Here is a 19785-nt window from a genome sequence, read left to right on the forward strand (position 1 = left end):
AAACCTAAAGTACATTAAGGTTAGGGAGGTTATTGAATCAATGGATTCGAGCGATATATATAGTATATTATTATTTTTTTTATGTGTAGTTTGTTCAGCTTTTTTTTCATCGTCTGAAACAGCATATACATCATTGAAAAAGAACAGATTAAAGACAAAGGTGAAGGACGGCAATAAAAATGCTGAACATGCATTAAAATTACATTCTAAGTACGATGAATTATTAGCTACAATACTTATTGGAAATAATCTTGTAAATATAGCATCATCAGCTATTTCAACCATATTTTTCATGAAATTATATCCAAATTACGGAGCCTTAATTTCAACTATAACAACAACAATTTTACTGCTTCTACTTTCAGAAATAGCACCAAAGTTAGTCGCTAAAATGATGCCTGAAAAAGTTGCAATTACATTTAATACACCACTAAGATTTCTGATTGTTCTTTTTAGACCATTAGTATTTTTAACAAATTTATGGCAAAAATTAATTATGAAATTAATACCTGAAGATGATGAATCTTCAATAAGTGAGGATGAGCTACTTTCTTATGTGGATGATGCAAAAATAGAGGGAAGTATCGAATATGATGAACATAGATTAATTAAAGCTGCTATAGAATTTGATGATGTAAGTGTAGATAGTGTTTTAATACCAAGAGTGGACGTTGTAGCGGTAGATATTGAAGATACAGATGAAGAGATTGAAGGAGTATTTGATGAATATTCATTTTCAAGGCTTATCGTATATGAGGATACTGTTGATAAGGTATTAGGTATCATTCATCAAAAAGATTTTTATAGGTATATGAGAAAAAAAATACGATATGAAGAAGATTTAAGTATTGAAAGTATAATTTCAGAAGTATTATATATACCAGGAGCAATGAAACTTTCAGCACTATTAAATATGATGCAAAGAGAAAAAAAACATATGGCTGTAATAATTGACGAACATGGAGGTATGGAAGGTATAGTTACCATGGAAGATTTGCTTGAAGAGCTGGTAGGTGAGATTTGGGACGAGACAGATAGCGTGGAATTAGATATTCATACTGTTGTAAAGGGAAAAACTTTTATAGCATCGGGAAGATGTGCGTTAGATAAGGCTTTTGAAATATTAAAGATAAAAGAAGATGTAGAAAATTATTATTCAAATACACTTGGTGGATTCATATCAGAAAACTTAGGTAAAATGCCAGAAAGAAATGACAAATTTATTTTTAACGGTTATAAATTTATTGTAAAATCAATCGAAGGAAATAGAGTTGATGAGATAATAATAAGTATAATGGAATAATTTAAGGGTAAGGGAATAGAGATAATAGAATAGTGATGGAAACTCAATGTACCCATCACTATTTTTTTATTTTATTTAATATTCACTAGCACCTGTTGTTGCATCAGCGTAAGGATCAGAGCTAGCATAGAGTCCTTCTCTTTTTTTTCTGGAGTAGTTACTTTCAATAGATTCAAATTTTAATTTTTGAATTATTTTTGAATAATTAACAAATCTAATAAGACAATGTTCAATATAATCAATAGTTCTTTCATCATTGATATCGCCATTTTCATCAAATTTTTCAAGTGCATTTGAAAGTAAAAATTCACTTCCCGGCATAACTAAGGCATCAAGACCTGGAGAATCCAAAATGTTTCTTAGATGTAATTGTGCTCTAGAAGAACCTTGTTCAGTAAAAGAAGCACCAAGTATCATCACGGGTTTATCAATAAATGGATGATAGTCATAAGACAACCACTCTATTACAGATTTTAGTATTGCAGGAATTGTATGGTTATGCTCAGGTGTTACTATGATAACACCATCCGATTCGATTATTTTATCGTTTAATTCTTTTATCTTTGGAAATTCATCTACATCTTCATCTTGATTAAACATAGGCACATCTCTGATATCTAAAATTTCAATTTCTGCCAAATCATTAAATTTTCTTTTTATATACGATATTAATTTCTTATTTACAGAATTTTCGTAAATAGATCCAACCATTGCTACAAACTTCATTTTTCTTCTCCTTTTATTGCATCCCACTTGAAATCATCAAATTCATGTATATCGGAAAGTCCAGTTTGAGATTCGTTTACTAAATTTACAAACTCTAAAAATTCATTAAAATATCTTTCCATCTCTTGAATTTTATCTCGACCTCTTAAATCTCCAATTTCATCAAAAGCGTTACGAGAATAAGGTAATAAATATTGTTTACTAAATACTCTTGCATTTATTTCCGGACAGATCATTATTTGTCGAAGAATGTTTTGAGCTCTAGAGGCACCTAATTGTCCATGTGAAGCACTAACTATCATTACTGGTTTATGCACAAAAGGATGCACTTTATATGACAGCCAAGCTAATAAATTGAGTAAAGAAGCAGTAGGAGCGTGATCATACTCAGGAGTTGCGATTATTACTGCATCAGCATCTTCAATTCTTTTTGTGATATCAGTAATAATTTCTGGAAATTCGTCATTTTCTCTATAATCCATTAGAGGTACACCTTTAATTTCAATAATGTCAACATCGACTTTATAAAAAAATTGAGCTTGTATATATTCTAGTAATTTTCTATTAGTTGAAACTAGTGAATTAGTACCCACTATACCTACTATTTTCTTCATATTATGTCCTTTCAAAACTTGTTATATTACGTAAATTATATCAAATATTAAGGTATATAGTCAAAGATGAAAATTATTTTGATAAAATTTATCATATTGATATAATATTATTATAATTAAAATATAAGGAGAATTTATGGCAGAATCAGAATTTATAAAAGGATTAAATAAAAGTGTACATAAAAAAATTGAGTTATTTGATAATGATATGCCTAGATATTGTGTTAGATCGATTTTAGGTGGTGTCTATCTGGCGTTATCAACTATTGCTGGTGCTTATATGGCAGATGGATTAAACGCTTTGGGAATGTATGGAAGGGCAGCCTTTTCATTTGTATTCTCATTTGGGCTACTTTACATATTATTTTTAGGTGCAGAACTAGCTACTTCCAATATGATGTTTTTTGGAGCTGGGATTTATCTTAAAGAAATTAAATGGTCAAAGGCTATAAAAATATTAACGGTTTGTATTTTATTAAATCTGGTAGGTGGATTAATTATAGGAATTTTAATGAATCAAACTGTAGCTATGATACATATGAAAAATGATAGCCATCTTTTTAAGGTTGTAGGGACAAAGTTAGCACAGACGAATACAGATACATTATTTGGTGGAATACTAGGTAATATTTTCGTAAATATAGCAGCTATTTCATTTATAGTTATTAAAGATGTACCAAGTAAATTTTTTATCATAATATCAGCAATATCTATGTTTGTATTGCTTGGATTAGAACATTTAGTAGCTAATTTTGGATCTTTTTCACTTGTAATGTTTTCAAAATATGCGGGCTCATTAGAAGGATTAAGTTTTATGAATATAATTAGAGCGTGGGGATTGGTTACTCTTGGAAATATAATTGGTGGAGGACTTTTAGGATTGATATATGCGTGGCTGAATAACACAAAAATCAATTATAAGGACTAATTTATAAAAAATAAATAATTTTTATACTATTTAAAAAGGAATGTAATATGTATTTTACAAACTACATTCCTTTTTGTTTTTATATTAATTCTATTTGTTTATAAATATTACACCCACACTATTATATCCACAGTGAGAAGATATAGTGCAACCAGCACGAGATACAATCATTTCATCAAAATTTTGATATTCTTTAACTCCATTTATTGTAGTTTCAATTATTTCTTCCGATGTTCCGGAATTTAATATAAATATCCGTTTAGTATCAATATCATCACGATTTTCTAATCTATCTGAAAGATATTTTTTTATTACTTTAGATAGTTTACCTCTGTATTTATTTCCAACTTCCATTTGTCCATTTTTTTCATGCTTTACTTCTATACAAGGTTTTATATTTAATAAGTTCGAACCAAAAGCTTGTAATGCATTCAATCTACCACCCTCTCTAAGATATGTTAGAGAATCTAAAACAAAAGAAACTTCTATATTTTCTCTAAGATCTTTTAATTTGTTCACAATTTCATCAGTAGTCTTTTTATCATTAATCATATCTACAGCTTCTAATATTAGTAATGAAGAAGCAGCAGATAATGATTTAGAATCAATAACATATACATTTTCAAATTCTTCAGAGGCAACAAATGCATTTTGATAGGTTGAAGATATACCTGAACCCAAGGTAATATGGATTATATCGTATTTTGTAGGATCCCATTTCTTAAAATGTGTTAAATAATCAGCTATATTTGGAGCTGATGTAGTAGGTAAAATTTTATTTTCTTCATAATAATTATAAATAAAATCTGGATTAATATCTATACTATCTCTGTATTCCTTATCATCCAGATGTATGTATAAAGGAATTATCTGAATATTGTATTTTTCGATTAAGTCTTTAGGCAAATCACAAGTAGTATCTGCACTTAATATTATTTTTTTCATTTTTCCTCCATTATAGATAATATTTTACAATATATTAGTATTTTTTTAAACTAAAACTAATGTAAACAAAAAGGTTGGAATTTTTTCTTCCAACCTTAAGGATATTATCCATTTATTTTATTTTGAGTAAATATAAAGTCTTCATTTTTAAGTGCTTCAGTAACCATTTTTTGATAACCATTACCCTTCATTGAAAAATTATCCATTGTTTTTGTTTCAGTATTTAAGCCATTTAATACAACTGGATTTACTTCTTCATATTCAAAATGTGGATCAAAACCTATATTCATAAGTGCTTTATTAGCGTTGTATCTTACAAATACTTTAACATCATGTGATAAATCTACTTCGTCATAAATATTTTCTATTAATGTTAATTGATGGCCATAAAGTTTTGATAAAAAGTCTTTTACCCAAGATTTTAATTTTTCCTGTAATTTTGTATCAAATGAATCATATAATTCGATTGCAATTTTACCTATATATACACCATGGATAGATTCATCTCTTAAAATTAGATTTATAATTTCACCAGCTTGCATTAATTTACCTTGTCCATAGAAATATAGAGGATAGTAAAAACCTGAATAGAAAAGGTAAGTTTCTAAAAATACACTTGCTACACAAGCCTTATATTGAGCAATCCTAAATGCTTGTTCATCAACTTTTTTAAGTCCGTAATTTTTTTCATATGTTAATTTATCAAGTCTTTTGTATTCTCCAACTACTAAATCTAATAAAGATTGAAGTTCTTTATTTTCTTCGCCCCACTTAAACAAATCATCAATTTCTGAACCATTCAAATATGTCATAAAAATATTTGAATATGATTTTGCATGAACTGCATTTTCCATTGCAGCAACAAAATTTAATATTGCTTTTCTTTGATGTTGATCCTCGTCCAAAGATTTTGCAACAACAGGCATTCCGATATCACCTTGATAAGTATCTAAAAAAGTTAAAACTTGAAGATTTCTAACATATGCAGTTTTAATATTTTCTGGCAAAGAACTCCATACATTTAAGTCACCTTGCATGGATATATCTTCAGGTCTCCAAAATTGAGATAAATTTTGCTGATAGAATAATTGGGTATATTCGTCGTCGTTATTATTCCAGTTAGCACCGGTATATACATGTTTATTTTTAGCCATTTTATTCTCCTTAAATTGCACAAGATTCACATTCAGTAATCTTTAGCTTTTGAGTTCTAGTGTAATAAAGTGTTTTAATTCCTTGATGATGAGCATATAAGTAGAATTTTTGTAAATCTCTAGTTGTTAAATCAGATGTGACACATAGTTCAAATGAAATTCCTTGATCAACATGTTTTTGAGCTGTAGCAATAACATCGATAATTTTATATTTATTCATCTCATATGCAGTTGTGTACATAAAGTCTGCCTTATCTAATGCTGGAGCAGGGAAGTAAGACTTAGAATTACCATAAGTTCTTTCTTCTATTAATTGTTTTACAGGTGTTATAGAAGGTGTTGCACTCATAACATATCCACTAGACCCATTTGGAGCAACTGCAAGTCTATTTGAGTTATATAATCCAAACTCAATCACATCAGATTTTAACTGTTCCCAATCTTCATCAGTGGGAATATAGATGCCTTCAAAAAGTGGTATCACTTTTTCTAGAGTAGGCTTGATTTCTCCTCTACCTTCAAAATATTTACCATCTGCATAGTCACTATGCTCAAAACCGTAGAATTTTTGTCCTGTTTCTTTTGCCTTATTCATAGAATGAACTAATGACCAATAGTTAACAATATTAAAGAATATATCAATTAATTCAATATCTTCTTTTGAACCATATGAAATAAACTTTTCAGCAATATAGCCATGATGTCCCATTATACCAAAACCAACAGATCTCATAAGTTTATTTGCTCTAGCCACACCCGGTACATAAGTTAAATCTGTGTTTTCGCTTACAGAATTCATAATATCCATAGCTGCAAATACTGTTTCTTTAATAGTTTTATTATTCATCATATTTGTCATGTGTCCACTGGCTAGATTACAAGAGATATCCATTCCAACTTCGTCCTGTTCTCTCTTATCATAGTCTGCATAATTTGAAACTACTGAAGGTTGTAAAATTTCAGTACATAGATTTGAAAACTTAATATCTCTATTTAATGGATTATGATTATTTACATTATCAGAATACATTATATATGGATATCCAGATTCACCTTGTACTTGTGCAATCATTTCAAGCAGTTTTCTAGGATTGATTTTTTTCTTTCTAATTTTTGGATTTTCAATCATTTCGTCATAGTATTTATCGATGTGGATAGCAATATCTCCAAAAGGTTTATGATAAACATCAGAAACAGTTTTTGGATAAAATAGATACATATCTTTATCATCCTTGGCAAGTTGTAAAAATTTATCTGGTATAACTACACCAAGAGAAAGTGTTTTTAATCTAATATCATCATCAGCATTTAATTTTTTTGTATAAATAAAATCTTCAATATCAGCATGGAAAATGTTTAAGTATGCAGCACCAGCTCCTTGTCTTTGTCCCATTTGATCAGCATATCTAAATGCGTTATCTAACAGCTTTGCTACACCGACAACACCTTTGGCTGCATTTGGATGACCTTTGATAGATTCACCTTTAGCTCTTAAATTGGATAAGTGTAGTGAAACTCCACCACCAATTTTGGATAATTGCATTGCAAACTCACTTGCTCTGGCTATATCATTTAATGAATCGTTCACCTCAATTAAGAAGCATGAAACAAATTCACCACGTTTAGCTTTTGCAGTATTTAAAAGTGTTGGTGTAGCTGGAGTGAAGTCTTGAGAAATCAATCTTTTAATTAACTCCATAGCTTTATCAATATCGCCATTTGCATGATATAAGGCAATAAAAGAAAGTCTATCCTCATATCGCTCTAAAATTTCAGTGTGATCGGAAGATTTTAGTGCATAATCATTATAAAATTTAAAAGCTCCCATATATGTAGGAAATCTAAATTTTTGATCATAGGCATATTCAAAAACCTTTTTAATTTCGTCATGTGTGTATTTTTCTAGAAATTCTTTTTCGATAAATTCATTTTCTGTTAAATATTCTAATTTTTCCTTTAGTGAGTGATAAAATCGAGTTCTCTTATTTATATCATTTATAAAATAAGAATGTGCAGCTTGTATATCTTTGTCTAAGTCCTTAATTTTACCTTCTTCATCTACAATCTGATTATTGAGTAAAATCCAAGGTGCAATGTGATTTGATTCAGTCATTTTTATGCTCCCTTTCATAATTTTTTATATATTCTTTTACTATTTCAACTTCGTGAGGATACCCAGTTCCCTCAAATTTTAGTACTAGTTCAATATCATATATTTCGTTGATTACATCACCAGAAACCCCATAATGTTTACCCCAATTTTTATTACCAGAAACGGCAACACCAATACATTTGTCGGCATGTTTATCAAGCAGTAACTGTGTATTTGTAGGTATCTCTCCAAAATTTTGACATCTTGTAATCAAAAAAAACTTGTCATTTTCTTTGAGATTTTTTCTATCTTTAATTTTTATAACTGGATGACCTAATTTAGATGCAAATCTTAAAGATGTGCCTGTTAATGAGTCTACTACTATATACATTATTTTCTCCTTTTTTATATAACTCTTATATAATATAGTATATATTTATATAATTCAAGCTGAGAAACACTACATATAGAGTGTTTTAATTTAATATATACGATAAATTGTGTTTATTGCTCAAATAATAAACAAAAAATTTTTTTATGGAATTATAAATTGATTACATTGATGTAATAATTTAACTTTTAACAATAGTATTTATTTTTACAAATTTATATGTTAACATAATCAATATAGAAAAATACATTTACTGAAACGATTAGGAGGAATAGTGATTAAACCAAAACAACTCAAAAAAGGTGATAAAATAGCCATAGTTAGTTTATCTTTAGGGATATTAGGTGAAGAATTTACAGAACATCAAAGAAAATTAGCTGAAAAAAGATTGACTGAAGAGTTCGGATTAGAAGTTGTATATATGCCAAATGCAATGAAGGGTATTAAATATTTAGATGAGCATCCAGAGGCACGTGCAGAAGATTTGATTACTGCTTTTAAAGATGATTCAGTGGACGCTATTATGTGTGCTATAGGTGGGCTTGATACATATAGAACCTATGAATACTTATTTGAAAATGAGGAGTTTAAGCAATTAGTAAAAGAAAAGCCTAAGCTATTTACAGGATTTTCAGATACAACAATGAATCATATTATGTTTCAAAAATTAGGATTAAATACGATTTATGGACCAGCTTTTTTAGTTGATATCGCAGAATTAGAAGATGAAATGTTACCATATACAAAAAAATATTTTGAGAAATATTTTAATAATGAAGAAGAAATAAATATTGAAATTGCAGATACATGGTATATGGATAGAGAAAATTATGATAAGCAACAACTAGGTGTTAAAAGAGAAAGAAAAAAGAGGAACATGGTTTCGAAGTGTTAAATGGATCAGGAAAAGTAAGAGGAAAATTATACGGTGGTTGTTTAGATACTCTTGGAGATGCACTTATTGATTTTGCAGATAGAGGAGAAAGAGCGGTTAAGAATATTGTAAATAAATATGAAGTTTTACCAACAGGAGATGAGTGGAAAGAAAAAATTCTATTTTTAGAAACTAGTGGGGAATGCATGCATCCTAAAAAGTTAGAAGAAATATTAAGTGAATTAAAAGATAGGAAAGCATTAGAATATGTTCAAGGTATAGTTGTTGGAAAACCAGCTGATGAAATATATTATGAAGAATATAAAGAGGTGTATAAAAACGCACTTAATGATTTAGATACTCCACTTTTATATAACGTAAACTTTGGACACGCATATCCAAGATGTATAATGCCATATGGAATTGAGGCGGAAATAGATTTAGAAAATAAAACCTTCAAAATAGTTGAAAAAATATTTGCAGATTAGTAATTATAACTATAATCGTAAAATAAAAAGTGTAATCACAAACATTTATAATTAGATTTATAAAAAGTTGTAGATGAATTTTCTTAGAGTTCATTTACAACTTTTATTTATTTTATAAGTTTAAAATTGTAAAATAAGAGTATATATTAATATGTAAGAAAATAACCAAAAATAAAGAAAAGGAAATAAGTAAGATATTATGAAAACATTTGACACAATAGTTATAGGATTTGGCAAAGCGGGAAAAACTCTTGCAGCGAAATTATCTAAAAATGGAGAAAGAGTAGCTCTAATTGAAAAAAATCCAATGATGTATGGTGGAACATGTATTAACGTAGGTTGTATACCTAGTAAAAGGCTAATTAATGAAGCTGAAAATTCACCAGTTAGAAATTTTGATTCTAAAAAAGAGTATTTTAAGAAAACAGTAGTCGAAAAAAAAGATTTTATAAAAAAACTTAATAAAGCAAACTATGATATGTTGATAAATGCAGGAGTAGAAGTTATAGACGGTGAAGGTTCATTTATAAATAATAATACTATTCAAATTAAAGATAAAAATAAAAATTTATCTGAAATAAAAGGTGAAAAAATTATAATAAATACTGGGGCTTATCCATTTTTACCTGAAATTGAAAATCTAAAAGGTAATCCTAAAGTATTTACATCAGAAACTATAATGAATTTAGAAGAATTGCCAGAAAAATTAATCATAATAGGAACGGGATATATTGGTCTTGAATTTGCTTTTATGTTTGCGAACTTTGGCTCAAAAGTAACTATGATACAAAATGATGAAGAGTTTTTACCTAGAGAAGATGTTGATGTGTCTAATGAAATATTAAAGATAATGGAAAACAAAGGCATTAGGTTAATAAAAAATGCTGAAACTAAGAAATTTGATGGTGGAAATATTTATTTTGAAAAAGATGGAAAAGAGCAGTTCTTAGAAGGAGAAGCTATACTTGTAGCAACAGGTAGAAGAGCAAATATTAGCTCCTTAAATTTAGAAAATGCAGGTATTGAAATAACATCAAGAAAAGCAATAAAAACTGACAAACATTTAAGAACAAATGTTGAAAATATATGGGCTGCAGGTGATGTTAGAGGAGAATTACAATTCACATATATATCACTTGATGATAGTAGAATTATACTCTCAGATATAAACAACGACAATAAAAGAACAGTAGAAAATAGAGGTGAATTTGCATATACTGCTTTTATCAATCCTGCACTTTCAAGGGTTGGAATCACTGAAAAAGAAGCTAAAGAAAAAGGATTGGACTATACAGTGTCAAAGATATCCACGAATTCTATTCCAAAAGCAAAAATATTAAAACAAACAGATGGATTTTTGAAGGTATTAGTTGATAAAAAAACAAATAAAATATTGGGAGCAGCATTATTATGTCCAGAATCTTATGAAATAATTAATATTATAAAACTTGCGATTGACAATAATATTGATTATACTGAATTGAGGGATTTTATGTATACACACCCAACAATGGCTGAGGCATTTAATAATTTATTTGATATATAAATAAAACAAACATTTTTCTCAACTTGCTTTATCACCAGCTTTGCTGGTGATTATGTTTTTTTACAAAAAATATCAACCATTATCCATTAATAAGGATTTAGGCTGATATATATAAATTTAATTACTAAAATATTATAATTATTTAGCTTCTTTAATTGCTTTGAAAAGAGCGTTAGAAGTAACAGTTGCTCCAGAAACGACGTCAACGCCTTCTACTGTTCCTTTTTTTACGATATCTACAGTTAATTTTTTAATAGCTTCTCCACCAATTTCAGAAGTTTCGCTACTTTCAGGTACTGATATCTTTTTAATTTTATTATCTTTTTTTGTAACATTTACCACAATTTTCCCACCGTAGCCTTTAGCTTCACCTTTTAGTACATTTTCCTTGCTATTTCCACAAGCTACTAAAGATAAGGTTAAAGCTAGTGCAGAAAATGTTAATACTATCTTTTTCTTCATCTGTAATTTCCTCCTAATACACTTTTAAATATAGAATAACACATATTAAAACATAATTCAAAACACTTTATTTTAAAAAAAATATATATATGATAAAATAGGCTATAGAAATATAAAGGGGTGAATATGAATTGTTTAGTAGGACAGTCTGGTGGACCAACAAGTGTAATTAATTCGTCACTTGCAGGTGTTATAATGGGTAGTTTTGATAATAACTTTAAGAAAGTCTATGGATTATTGCATGGCATAGAAGGTTTATTAAAGAATGATTTGGTAGAAATTGATAGAAAAAAGTATTTGAGTACTAATTCTAATAAAAAACTTAAAAAAAGACCATCTTCAATACTTGGATCTTGCAGATATAAGCTCCCAGACAATTTAAGTGATGATATATATCCAAAAATATTTAAGAAACTTAAAGAGTTAGAAATCACTAATTTTATATATATTGGTGGTAATGATTCTATGGATACAGTTGACAAATTAAATAAATATATGAAAATTAAAGAAATAAATTGGATTAAAATTGTAGGTTGTCCCAAAACTATAGATAATGATTTATTTGGAATGGATTATTCACCAGGATTTCCATCAGCAGCAAAATTTGTTATGAATACAATAAAAAACATACGTACGGATGTGGATATTTATCCCTTAAAAACAGTAACTTTTGTTGAAGTAATGGGAAGAAATGCTGGATGGATAGCAGCTTCATCATATTTGCTTAATGAAGTAAGTAAAAAAGATATTGTAAATTTAGTGTACATAAGTGAAAAAAATGTATCAAAAGAACAAATACTTGAAGATATAAAAGAAGCACATAAAAAAGAACCTAATTTAATTGTTGTTATTTCTGAAGGGTTTATGGATGAAGAAAATTTTTTTGAACATGCAAAATACAGATCATATGATGAGGGATTTAATCACCCTATAATATCGGGAATATCATGCAAGTTATCAGAATATGTATATAATAAAATGGGGTTAAAAACTAAAGCAATAGAACTTAATATTACTCAAAGAACAAATCATATGATATCTAAAATAGATGCAGACGAAGCCTATTTATTAGGTTATAAAGCGTTATTAGGTAGCTTAACTAGGACTAATATAGTTCCTGTGATAAATAGAGTTTCAGATGAACCATATGAGATAGTATATTCATATGTTGAGAGTGATACTATTTCAAATAAAGAGAAGTTTCTACCTAAGGATTGGGTGAAAACAGATAATATTTTAAGAGAAAAGATTTGTAAGTATGTAAAACCACTTGTATGCGGAGAAATTATACAAGAATCAGAAAATGGTATACATAAATATATTGAGTTGGAAGATTTTATTAAATAATATAAAAAAGATGAATATTAAGTGAATTTACACATAATATTCATCTTTTTATATCTATTTTCCAGAAAAATCATCGGATGTTCTAAATTCAGATGCTAAATCTGCTTTTTCTACTTCCCAATGAATTACAAATGTTAGTACTACTCTCAACGCTACAATTATCCCTAAAATCAATAATTCTTCTAAATTTCTAACTATTACAGTTTTTATAATCTCTGAACCAAGCTTAAATTCTAGAGCTAAAGCTAAAGCCTCTCCAAGTATAATTTTAGTTCTATTTTCTCTTAAATCAAATCTATGCATTCCAAAATTAATTAATGCAGAAAGTGAACCATAAAGAATTATAATAATCCCAATAATTTCCAATGTAGGAATGGCTATTGATGCTAACATAAAAACAATATTTTCAAGCAAGTGTTCCATAATTATCCTTTCTAATGGTACTAAAAATTAATATTTTTTTACAATCCTTGCACCAAACGGCATTAATGCTAATTCTGCAAATTTAAGTTGTTGAATTGCAAAAGGGATGCCTACTATAGTAATGGCTAATAAAAAAGCAGATATTAAATGCATAATAGCTAATTGAAAACCACCTAATACAATCCATATGATATTTATAATGGTCTTAAAACTATCTCTTTCACGATAAATTTCTTTTCCAAAGGGGGCGAAAGTAATCCTTGCCATCTTAAAACATTGCAATCCGATTGGAATACCGATAATGGTTATACACCATAAAATACCAATAAAAGTCCATAAAATAAAATTCCAAAAACCACCTAAAATTATCCAAATAAGATTTCCTATACAACTCATTTTATTCTCCTAAAAATTCTTTTATTTTATTAATTGCTTCTTCAAAATTTCTTACAAGACAACCATTTTTTTGTATTGCACCCAATACAAAATGATTCATGCTATATGATGGTATTTCATACTTATTTGCTGATTGCAATCTAATATCAGAATTGATCCCAATTATAAGTTTTGTATCTGTACATAATGCGATACCTAATTCGACCATTACACCTGCGTCTTCATTTGTAAGATTTGCAATAAAAATATCACAATCTTTTACGGCATTCGCATCACCTTCAAAAATATCTATTGGTGTAGGAATATTTTGTTTATTTTCATTAAATGGTTGATCTATAGGGTTGAAAATGCTAAGTGTTGAAAAATTTTCTTTTAATAACTTTCCTTCTAATTTTCTTTGAGCCACTTCGGCTTCATTAAATAATGATCCAGCTAAATATAATTTCATATAACCTCCAAATTTATATTTATTTTACCATATCATGATAAAAAATGATAAAATAATATTGTGATGAGAGGAGAATACATGAAAGTTAATGAAAAATGGTTAGAATGGGCAGTAGAAATACAAGCTATTGCTCAAGCCGGATTATACTATTCAAATATAGATTTTGATATAGAGAGATTTGAAAGACTCAGAGAAATAGCTAATGAAATGATAGAGTATAAATCAGAAATTCCTTTAAATAAAATAAAAGAGATATTTTCATCAGAGACTGGTTATCAAACACCCAAATTAGCTACTAAGGCAGTAATTTTTAAGGATAATAAAATTCTTATGGTACAAGAAAATACAGGGATTTGGACATTGCCAGGAGGATGGTGTGATGTAAATTAATCACTGGTCGAAAATACTATTAAAGAGGCTAAGGAAGAGGCTGGAATAGATGTTGAAGTTGATTATATAATTGGTATCACCTATAGTGGAAAAGACAAAAGGATAGATGCCTTAAAAATAACCACTGCATTTTTAAAATGTAACTATCTAGGGGGAGAATTTAAGAAAAATATTGAAACCATTGATAGTAATTATTTTAGTTTTGAGGAATTACAAGATATAAATATTGGAAAAGTCTCTATGAGACAGCTTAAAATGTGTTTTGATGCTAATGAATCAGATGATTGGAAAGTTGTCTTAGATTAAAATTATTAAAACTATTTATTATGGGTACAAATATAGTGTATATTATAAAGGAGGATTTATGGGATTTACATTTAAGGGAGATATAATAAATTTAGTAGGAAATGAAGTTAGAGTTGGAGAAAAAGCACCAGAATTTATTGCAATTAAACAAGATTTATCAATTTATAATTTGAGAGAAGATTTAGGAAAAGTACTAATAATATCTGTTGTTCCATCAGTAGATACATCAGTTTGTGAATATCAAACAACTCATTTTAATGAAGAAGTAACAAAATTACATGATGATGTTAAGGTGTTGACGGTATCAGTAGATTTGCCTTTTGCACAAACGAGATTTTGTGAGGGTCATGGAATTGACAGGGTAGATATAGTTTCTGATTATAGAGATAGAGATTTCGGTATGAAATATGGTTTTGTTATAGATGAATTAAAACTATTATCAAGAGGTACTATAATTATAGATAGAAATGGTATAATTCAATATGTTGAATATGTACAAGAAGTTTCAGATTCAGTAGATTTTGAAGCTGCACTAAATAAAGTTAGAGAATTATTATAATAATGCAAAGGTAGAATTGAGTTTTACTCGATTCTATTTTTTATTTTAATTTTGTTTTAAACAATTAAATTAATTTGATATAATCAATGTATTATAGATATGGAGAGTTTATGAATTTTATAAAAAGATTTTTTTCGATGTTAGCATGTATATCGATTTTGGGCATAGGTTTAGCATTTATATTAAAAGCATCTATTGGAGTAGCCCCATATGATGCTGTTTCACAGTCAATTTCAAAAATAACTAGTTTAAAAGTAGGAACAGTTATTATAATGCTTAATTTTCTATTTATCTTAGGACAAATTGCAATTAAGAAAAAAAGATTTAAGACCGTACAATTATTACAATTTGTTGTGATATTTATATTTGGTTTTATAGTTAATTTCTTTTTTTATGAAGTATTGAAATTTAATGTTAATTCATACTTTATAAAAATAGCCTTGTTCCTGTTAGGAACATTTATTGTATCATTTGGAGTAGCAGGTATAATGAATATCGATATCGTTTATACACCACTTGAAGGATTTTTGAATGCATTGGCAGAAGCTACAAATGGTAATTTTATAATATATAGAATGGCTTTTGATATATTTTCAATATTTCTAACACTTGCTTTGGCATATTCATTTAATATACCTTTGGCTATTAGAGAAGGGACAATTATATCATCATTGATTTTTTCACCAATAATGGGATGGTTTATTGAATATCAAAAACCAATATTTAAGAAATTAGGAATACTCCAACCAGTAAACAAAGATAGAATACAAGAACAAATGGATATTATTTAGTTTTGAGGAGGCAAAATGAGTAAAATTCAAAAATTTGATTTACTATTGAATTTTCAAATTGCAGTAGCCTTTTTTGTATCTGTATTTATTTCTCAATCTTTAGGGCTTATAAATCCTATAACAGCTGGAGTTGTAACACTTTTGTCAATACAAACTACTAAAAAACAGACGATTCTAATTGCTATAAAAAGATTATTTGGATTTATAATAACTATATTTTTATCAGTATTTATCTTTTACATATTTGGATTTTCACTATTTAATTTTGGTATATTTGTTTTAGTTTTTGCGATAATTAGCTCTGCACTTAAAATTTCAATTGGATTAGCTCCAAATGTCGTTATGGCAAGTCATATATTTTTAGAAAATAAAATTGAAATATCTTTTTTAAAAAATGAAATCTATATTTTTTTGATAGGGCTTTTAATAGCTATATTAGTTAATCTAATTATTCCATATTTCAAAAATCGTGACAGAATCGATTGAGTTAAATTAGATAATCATATAAAGAATATGCTCGTGTATCTTTCAAATTTATTAAATGAAAATTATTTAATAGAAGACACACAAAATGATAGAGAACTTTATTTTCTATATATAAATGGTGAAATTTCAAAGATTAAGAAATATATAGAAAAATACGAAAAAGATCTAATAAAAAATATCGAAAATGATTTATTTGGAAATAATTTTTATGATTTAGAATATCTTGAGTTAAGACAAAGACAATTCTCTATATTAACCAAAATATACGAACAAAGTAAGAAAATAGATAGTTCATATTTACAGACTCAAAAAATATCAAACTTTATAGAAGAGATACATGATAACTACGATGAAGAAAATACTGCAATAGAATTAATTGAAAAGGCAAATAATTTATTAATATTTTTCAAGCGAGGAGATCTTCCAAGAACTAGAATTGAGTTTGAAAATAGGGCAATATTATTTATAATATTGGAAGATTTAATAACATTTTTAAGAGAAAAATATAAATTTAGTAAATAGGAGATATATGCAATTTACAATAAAAAATTTAGTAGAATTAAATAATTTTGCGTATTCACTTTCAAAAACGCTTATAGATGGAGATGTTTTTTCCCTGAAGGGGGATTTAGGTGCTGGAAAAACTACATTTGTACAAATGATAGGAAAACATTTAGGAGTGGAAGATTATATAACTTCACCGACATTTTCAATAGTAAATATATATCTTGGAGAGTTTAAAATATATCATTTAGATTTGTATAGACTTGAAGACCCTTCAGAAATAGAATCATTTGATTACGAAACATATTTTTATCCAGATGGTATAAGTTTTATAGAATGGGCAGATAAAGGGGGAACATATATCCCTGATGAAATGATTGAGATATTGATTAATGTTGATGGTGATGAAAGAAATATTGAAATAAAAGAAAAAACAAAAAGAATCAAAAGAAATAGTTGAAAGACTTAAGGTAGGTAACAGATGAGAGTTTTATCCGTAGATACCTCTACTATGATGACTTCAATTGCTATACTTGAAGATGATAGAATTATTGGAGATTGTAGCATAAATCAAGAACAGACACATTCAGAAATGTTAATGACACTTGTAGAAAATTTATTGAAAGGCTTAAAATTAGAATTAAAAGACATTGATTTGTTTACTGTCGCAAAAGGACCAGGATCATTCACTGGGTTAAGAATCGGGATGACTTCGATTAAAGCTATAGTACAAGCATTAGATAAAAAGATTATTGGTGTATCTACACTTGAGGCGATGGCTTTTTCTATTTTAAATGGGGAAAATATATTGGCACTTATCGATGCTCGTGGAAAAAGGTATTTTGCTGGATTATTTAAATGGAATGACAATAGACTTGAAACTTTATTTGAAGACCTGATACAAGAGGAACAATTATTAGATATTATATCTGAACTAGATGAAGTGACGATAGTTGGAGAGGCGATAAAAAAAATACCTGAAGAAATAATAAACAGTAAAAAAGTAAAACTTGCACCCGCAAGCCTAAATAATGGTATTGCAAAGAATCTTTGTGTTTTAGCAAAAGAAAAATTTGAAAATGGTGAAGAGGATAGTTGTTTTGATTTGTCACCGAATTATTTGAGAAAGTCTCAAGCTGAAATCAACTTAAATAAGAGTAAACAATGAAAGAAATATATAAAGAATTGAGTATTGAAGACATAGATATACTATTAGAATATGAAGAAAAATTTCCAAATCCATGGTCTAAAAGATCTTTTGAAATTGAATTTGAAGGAGAGTTTAATAAAACTTTGGCTCTATATATTGACGGTGTTTTAATGTCATATATTTTTTATAGTGAGTATTTAGACGAAGTTAATATTAATCATTTTGCTACAAATCCAAATTACACACAAAAAGGATATGGTTCAAAAATACTTGACCGACTAATTGAAACAATGAGGAATCAATTACTTTACCTTGAAGTAAACACATTAAATATTAAAGCGATAAATTTATATAAAAAATATGGGTTAAAAATAATTAGAATTAGAGAAAACTATTATGGTAAAGGACAAGATGCGTATATTATGCAAAAATATATAGATTAGGAGAAGTAATGATAATTATGGGAATTGAATCTTCATGTGATGAAACAAGCGTTTCACTAATTGAAGATGGAAGAAAAATATTATCAAATACAATTTTTAGCCAAATAAATACACATAAGTTATATGGTGGAGTGGTACCTGAAATAGCATCAAGAGAGCATCTTCAAGCAATAAACTATGTTGTAAAAGAATCATTAGAAGAGGCGAATAAAACTTTTGAGGATATTGATTTAATAGCCGTTACTAAAGGTCCTGGATTAGTAGGAGCATTATTAGTTGGAGTCTCTTATGCAAAAGGAATTGCTTTAGCGCTTAAAAAACCATTGATTGGTGTGAATCATATGGAAGGCCATATCTGTGCAAATTATCTTGAATTTAATGAGTTAAGACCTCCATTTGTGTCGTTAGTAGTTTCAGGAGGACATACATATCTTGTTGAAGTATTGTCTTATACTGATTATAAAGTAATTGGTCAAACTAGAGACGATGCAGCAGGAGAAAGTTTTGATAAAGTTTCAAGAGCTCTAGAACTTGGTTATCCCGGTGGTCCAGCCATTCAAAAAGCGAGTGAACAAGGCAATAAAGAAGCAATAAAATTTCCTAGAGTAATGCTTGATAAAAATACATATGATTTTAGTTTTAGTGGATTAAAAACAGCTGTATTAAATTATATCAATCAAGAAAAAATGGTTGGTAATGAAATAAATAAACATGATGTAGCTGCATCATTTCAAGCAGCAGTAAATGATGTTTTGGTTGAAAAATCTATAAGACTTATAAAGGAAAAGGGATATAGTGCTTTTGTTTTATCAGGGGGAGTTGCTGCTAATAAAGACCTTAGAGAAAGATTTGAAAAAGATTTAGAAACTTTAGGTGTTGATTTTTATTATCCATCAATATCGCTATGTACAGACAATGCCGCAATGATTGCTGCAGCAGGATATTATAATTATTTGGAATATGGTGCGGATGATTTAAGAGTAAATGTTATACCCAATTTAGGACTTAAAAAGGATTGA

Annotated in this window: 24 protein-coding genes and 1 pseudogene; 15 read left to right on the plus strand and 10 right to left on the minus strand. The window is 28.1% G+C overall.

The annotated features are described in order from the left end of the window. Positions 1 to 40: 40 nt before the first annotated feature. Positions 41 to 1303, plus strand: coding sequence for a hemolysin family protein (locus AC4KN9_RS02380; RefSeq protein WP_491017065.1), 1263 nt, complete (start codon positions 41 to 43; stop codon positions 1301 to 1303). 75 nt (positions 1304 to 1378) lie between these two features. On the opposite strand, the gene AC4KN9_RS02385 is transcribed toward AC4KN9_RS02380, so the two are convergent. Next, entirely contained in the window at positions 1379 to 2029 is a 651-nt protein-coding gene (locus tag AC4KN9_RS02385) for an NADPH-dependent FMN reductase (RefSeq protein WP_491017066.1), read from the minus strand. Then, on the minus strand, positions 2026 to 2643 hold the full coding sequence (locus tag AC4KN9_RS02390; protein ID WP_491017067.1) for an NADPH-dependent FMN reductase: 618 nt from the start codon (positions 2641 to 2643) through the stop codon (positions 2026 to 2028). Before AC4KN9_RS02390 ends, AC4KN9_RS02385 begins: the two co-directional genes overlap by 4 nt. A 136-nt stretch (positions 2644 to 2779) precedes the next feature. Between AC4KN9_RS02390 and AC4KN9_RS02395 the strand changes: the two genes are divergently transcribed. Further along, a complete protein-coding gene (locus AC4KN9_RS02395; protein WP_491017068.1) occupies positions 2780 to 3571 on the plus strand; it encodes a formate/nitrite transporter family protein in 792 nt (263 codons plus the stop codon). A gap of 90 nt (positions 3572 to 3661) precedes the next feature. On the opposite strand, the gene AC4KN9_RS02400 is transcribed toward AC4KN9_RS02395, so the two are convergent. From AC4KN9_RS02400 to AC4KN9_RS02415, 4 genes are all read right to left on the minus strand, one after another. Next, positions 3662 to 4516 (minus strand): DegV family protein, encoded by an 855-nt coding sequence (locus AC4KN9_RS02400; protein WP_491017069.1) that lies wholly within the window; start codon positions 4514 to 4516, stop codon positions 3662 to 3664. A 104-nt stretch (positions 4517 to 4620) separates the two neighbouring features. Then, on the minus strand, positions 4621 to 5670 hold the full coding sequence (gene nrdF / locus AC4KN9_RS02405; protein ID WP_491017070.1) for a class 1b ribonucleoside-diphosphate reductase subunit beta: 1050 nt from the start codon (positions 5668 to 5670) through the stop codon (positions 4621 to 4623). Between the two features lie 10 nt (positions 5671 to 5680). Continuing rightward, positions 5681 to 7783 carry a class 1b ribonucleoside-diphosphate reductase subunit alpha gene (nrdE, locus tag AC4KN9_RS02410; RefSeq protein WP_491017071.1) on the minus strand — a complete coding sequence of 701 codons (2103 nt, stop codon included), beginning with the start codon at positions 7781 to 7783 and terminating at the stop codon, positions 5681 to 5683. Then, positions 7776 to 8153, minus strand: coding sequence for a class Ib ribonucleoside-diphosphate reductase assembly flavoprotein NrdI (locus tag AC4KN9_RS02415; RefSeq protein ID WP_491017072.1), 378 nt, complete (start codon positions 8151 to 8153; stop codon positions 7776 to 7778). Before AC4KN9_RS02415 ends, nrdE begins: the two co-directional genes overlap by 8 nt. A 274-nt stretch (positions 8154 to 8427) precedes the next feature. Here AC4KN9_RS02415 and AC4KN9_RS02420 point away from each other — a divergent pair, with 274 nt between their 5' ends. From AC4KN9_RS02420 to AC4KN9_RS02430, 3 genes are all read left to right on the plus strand, one after another. Next, complete coding sequence (locus tag AC4KN9_RS02420; RefSeq protein WP_491017073.1) at positions 8428 to 9048, plus strand: LD-carboxypeptidase; 621 nt, start codon at positions 8428 to 8430, stop codon at positions 9046 to 9048. Then, entirely contained in the window at positions 9042 to 9515 is a 474-nt protein-coding gene (locus AC4KN9_RS02425; protein ID WP_491017074.1) for a S66 peptidase family protein, read from the plus strand. The genes AC4KN9_RS02420 and AC4KN9_RS02425 overlap by 7 nt, the downstream gene beginning before the upstream one ends. Positions 9516 to 9714: 199 nt before the next feature. Further along, entirely contained in the window at positions 9715 to 11061 is a 1347-nt protein-coding gene (locus AC4KN9_RS02430; RefSeq protein ID WP_491017075.1) for an FAD-dependent oxidoreductase, read from the plus strand. Between the two features lie 138 nt (positions 11062 to 11199). Here AC4KN9_RS02430 and AC4KN9_RS02435 read toward each other — a convergent pair whose 3' ends face one another. Further along, positions 11200 to 11523 carry an FMN-binding protein gene (locus AC4KN9_RS02435; protein ID WP_491017076.1) on the minus strand — a complete coding sequence of 108 codons (324 nt, stop codon included), beginning with the start codon at positions 11521 to 11523 and terminating at the stop codon, positions 11200 to 11202. Positions 11524 to 11649: 126 nt separating this feature from the next. On the opposite strand from AC4KN9_RS02435, the gene AC4KN9_RS02440 reads away from it, so the two are divergent. Beyond that, on the plus strand, positions 11650 to 12870 hold the full coding sequence (locus AC4KN9_RS02440; protein WP_491017077.1) for a diphosphate--fructose-6-phosphate 1-phosphotransferase: 1221 nt from the start codon (positions 11650 to 11652) through the stop codon (positions 12868 to 12870). Between the two features lie 54 nt (positions 12871 to 12924). Here AC4KN9_RS02440 and AC4KN9_RS02445 read toward each other — a convergent pair whose 3' ends face one another. The 3 genes from AC4KN9_RS02445 to AC4KN9_RS02455 are packed head-to-tail and all read right to left on the minus strand — an operon-like array spanning position 12925 to position 14137. After that, on the minus strand, positions 12925 to 13293 hold the full coding sequence (locus AC4KN9_RS02445; protein WP_491017078.1) for a DUF1622 domain-containing protein: 369 nt from the start codon (positions 13291 to 13293) through the stop codon (positions 12925 to 12927). Positions 13294 to 13320: 27 nt separating this feature from the next. Further along, the gene (locus AC4KN9_RS02450; protein ID WP_491017079.1) at positions 13321 to 13689 is read right to left on the minus strand and encodes a YccF domain-containing protein; all 369 of its coding nucleotides are present in this window, start codon (positions 13687 to 13689) and stop codon (positions 13321 to 13323) included. Position 13690: 1 nt separating this feature from the next. Further along, positions 13691 to 14137, minus strand: coding sequence for a nucleoside 2-deoxyribosyltransferase (locus tag AC4KN9_RS02455; RefSeq protein ID WP_491017080.1), 447 nt, complete (start codon positions 14135 to 14137; stop codon positions 13691 to 13693). A gap of 78 nt (positions 14138 to 14215) precedes the next feature. Here AC4KN9_RS02455 and AC4KN9_RS02460 point away from each other — a divergent pair, with 78 nt between their 5' ends. The 9 genes and pseudogenes from AC4KN9_RS02460 to tsaD all read left to right on the plus strand — a co-directional run bounded on the left by AC4KN9_RS02460 (position 14216) and on the right by tsaD (position 19785). Continuing rightward, entirely contained in the window at positions 14216 to 14527 is a 312-nt protein-coding gene (locus tag AC4KN9_RS02460; protein WP_491017081.1) for an NUDIX hydrolase N-terminal domain-containing protein, read from the plus strand. A gap of 364 nt (positions 14528 to 14891) precedes the next feature. Continuing rightward, the gene (tpx, locus tag AC4KN9_RS02465) at positions 14892 to 15392 is read left to right on the plus strand and encodes a thiol peroxidase (protein WP_491017082.1); all 501 of its coding nucleotides are present in this window, start codon (positions 14892 to 14894) and stop codon (positions 15390 to 15392) included. A 110-nt stretch (positions 15393 to 15502) separates the two neighbouring features. Beyond that, a complete protein-coding gene (locus tag AC4KN9_RS02470; RefSeq protein WP_491017083.1) occupies positions 15503 to 16183 on the plus strand; it encodes a YczE/YyaS/YitT family protein in 681 nt (226 codons plus the stop codon). 15 nt (positions 16184 to 16198) lie between these two features. Next, a complete protein-coding gene (locus AC4KN9_RS02475; protein WP_491017084.1) occupies positions 16199 to 16669 on the plus strand; it encodes an aromatic acid exporter family protein in 471 nt (156 codons plus the stop codon). Between the two features lie 15 nt (positions 16670 to 16684). Then, a pseudogene (locus tag AC4KN9_RS02480) lies at positions 16685 to 17191 on the plus strand (hypothetical protein); the annotation flags it as partial. 7 nt (positions 17192 to 17198) lie between these two features. After that, positions 17199 to 17633 carry a tRNA (adenosine(37)-N6)-threonylcarbamoyltransferase complex ATPase subunit type 1 TsaE gene (gene tsaE / locus AC4KN9_RS02485; RefSeq protein WP_491017085.1) on the plus strand — a complete coding sequence of 145 codons (435 nt, stop codon included), beginning with the start codon at positions 17199 to 17201 and terminating at the stop codon, positions 17631 to 17633. Between the two features lie 21 nt (positions 17634 to 17654). Beyond that, on the plus strand, positions 17655 to 18341 hold the full coding sequence (tsaB, locus tag AC4KN9_RS02490; RefSeq protein ID WP_491017086.1) for a tRNA (adenosine(37)-N6)-threonylcarbamoyltransferase complex dimerization subunit type 1 TsaB: 687 nt from the start codon (positions 17655 to 17657) through the stop codon (positions 18339 to 18341). Continuing rightward, the gene (locus AC4KN9_RS02495; protein WP_491017087.1) at positions 18338 to 18766 is read left to right on the plus strand and encodes a GNAT family N-acetyltransferase; all 429 of its coding nucleotides are present in this window, start codon (positions 18338 to 18340) and stop codon (positions 18764 to 18766) included. The genes tsaB and AC4KN9_RS02495 overlap by 4 nt, the downstream gene beginning before the upstream one ends. A gap of 8 nt (positions 18767 to 18774) precedes the next feature. Next, the gene (gene tsaD / locus AC4KN9_RS02500) at positions 18775 to 19785 is read left to right on the plus strand and encodes a tRNA (adenosine(37)-N6)-threonylcarbamoyltransferase complex transferase subunit TsaD (RefSeq protein WP_491017088.1); all 1011 of its coding nucleotides are present in this window, start codon (positions 18775 to 18777) and stop codon (positions 19783 to 19785) included.

Source organism: Helcococcus sp. SA-HE-C1 (genome assembly GCF_985670335.1).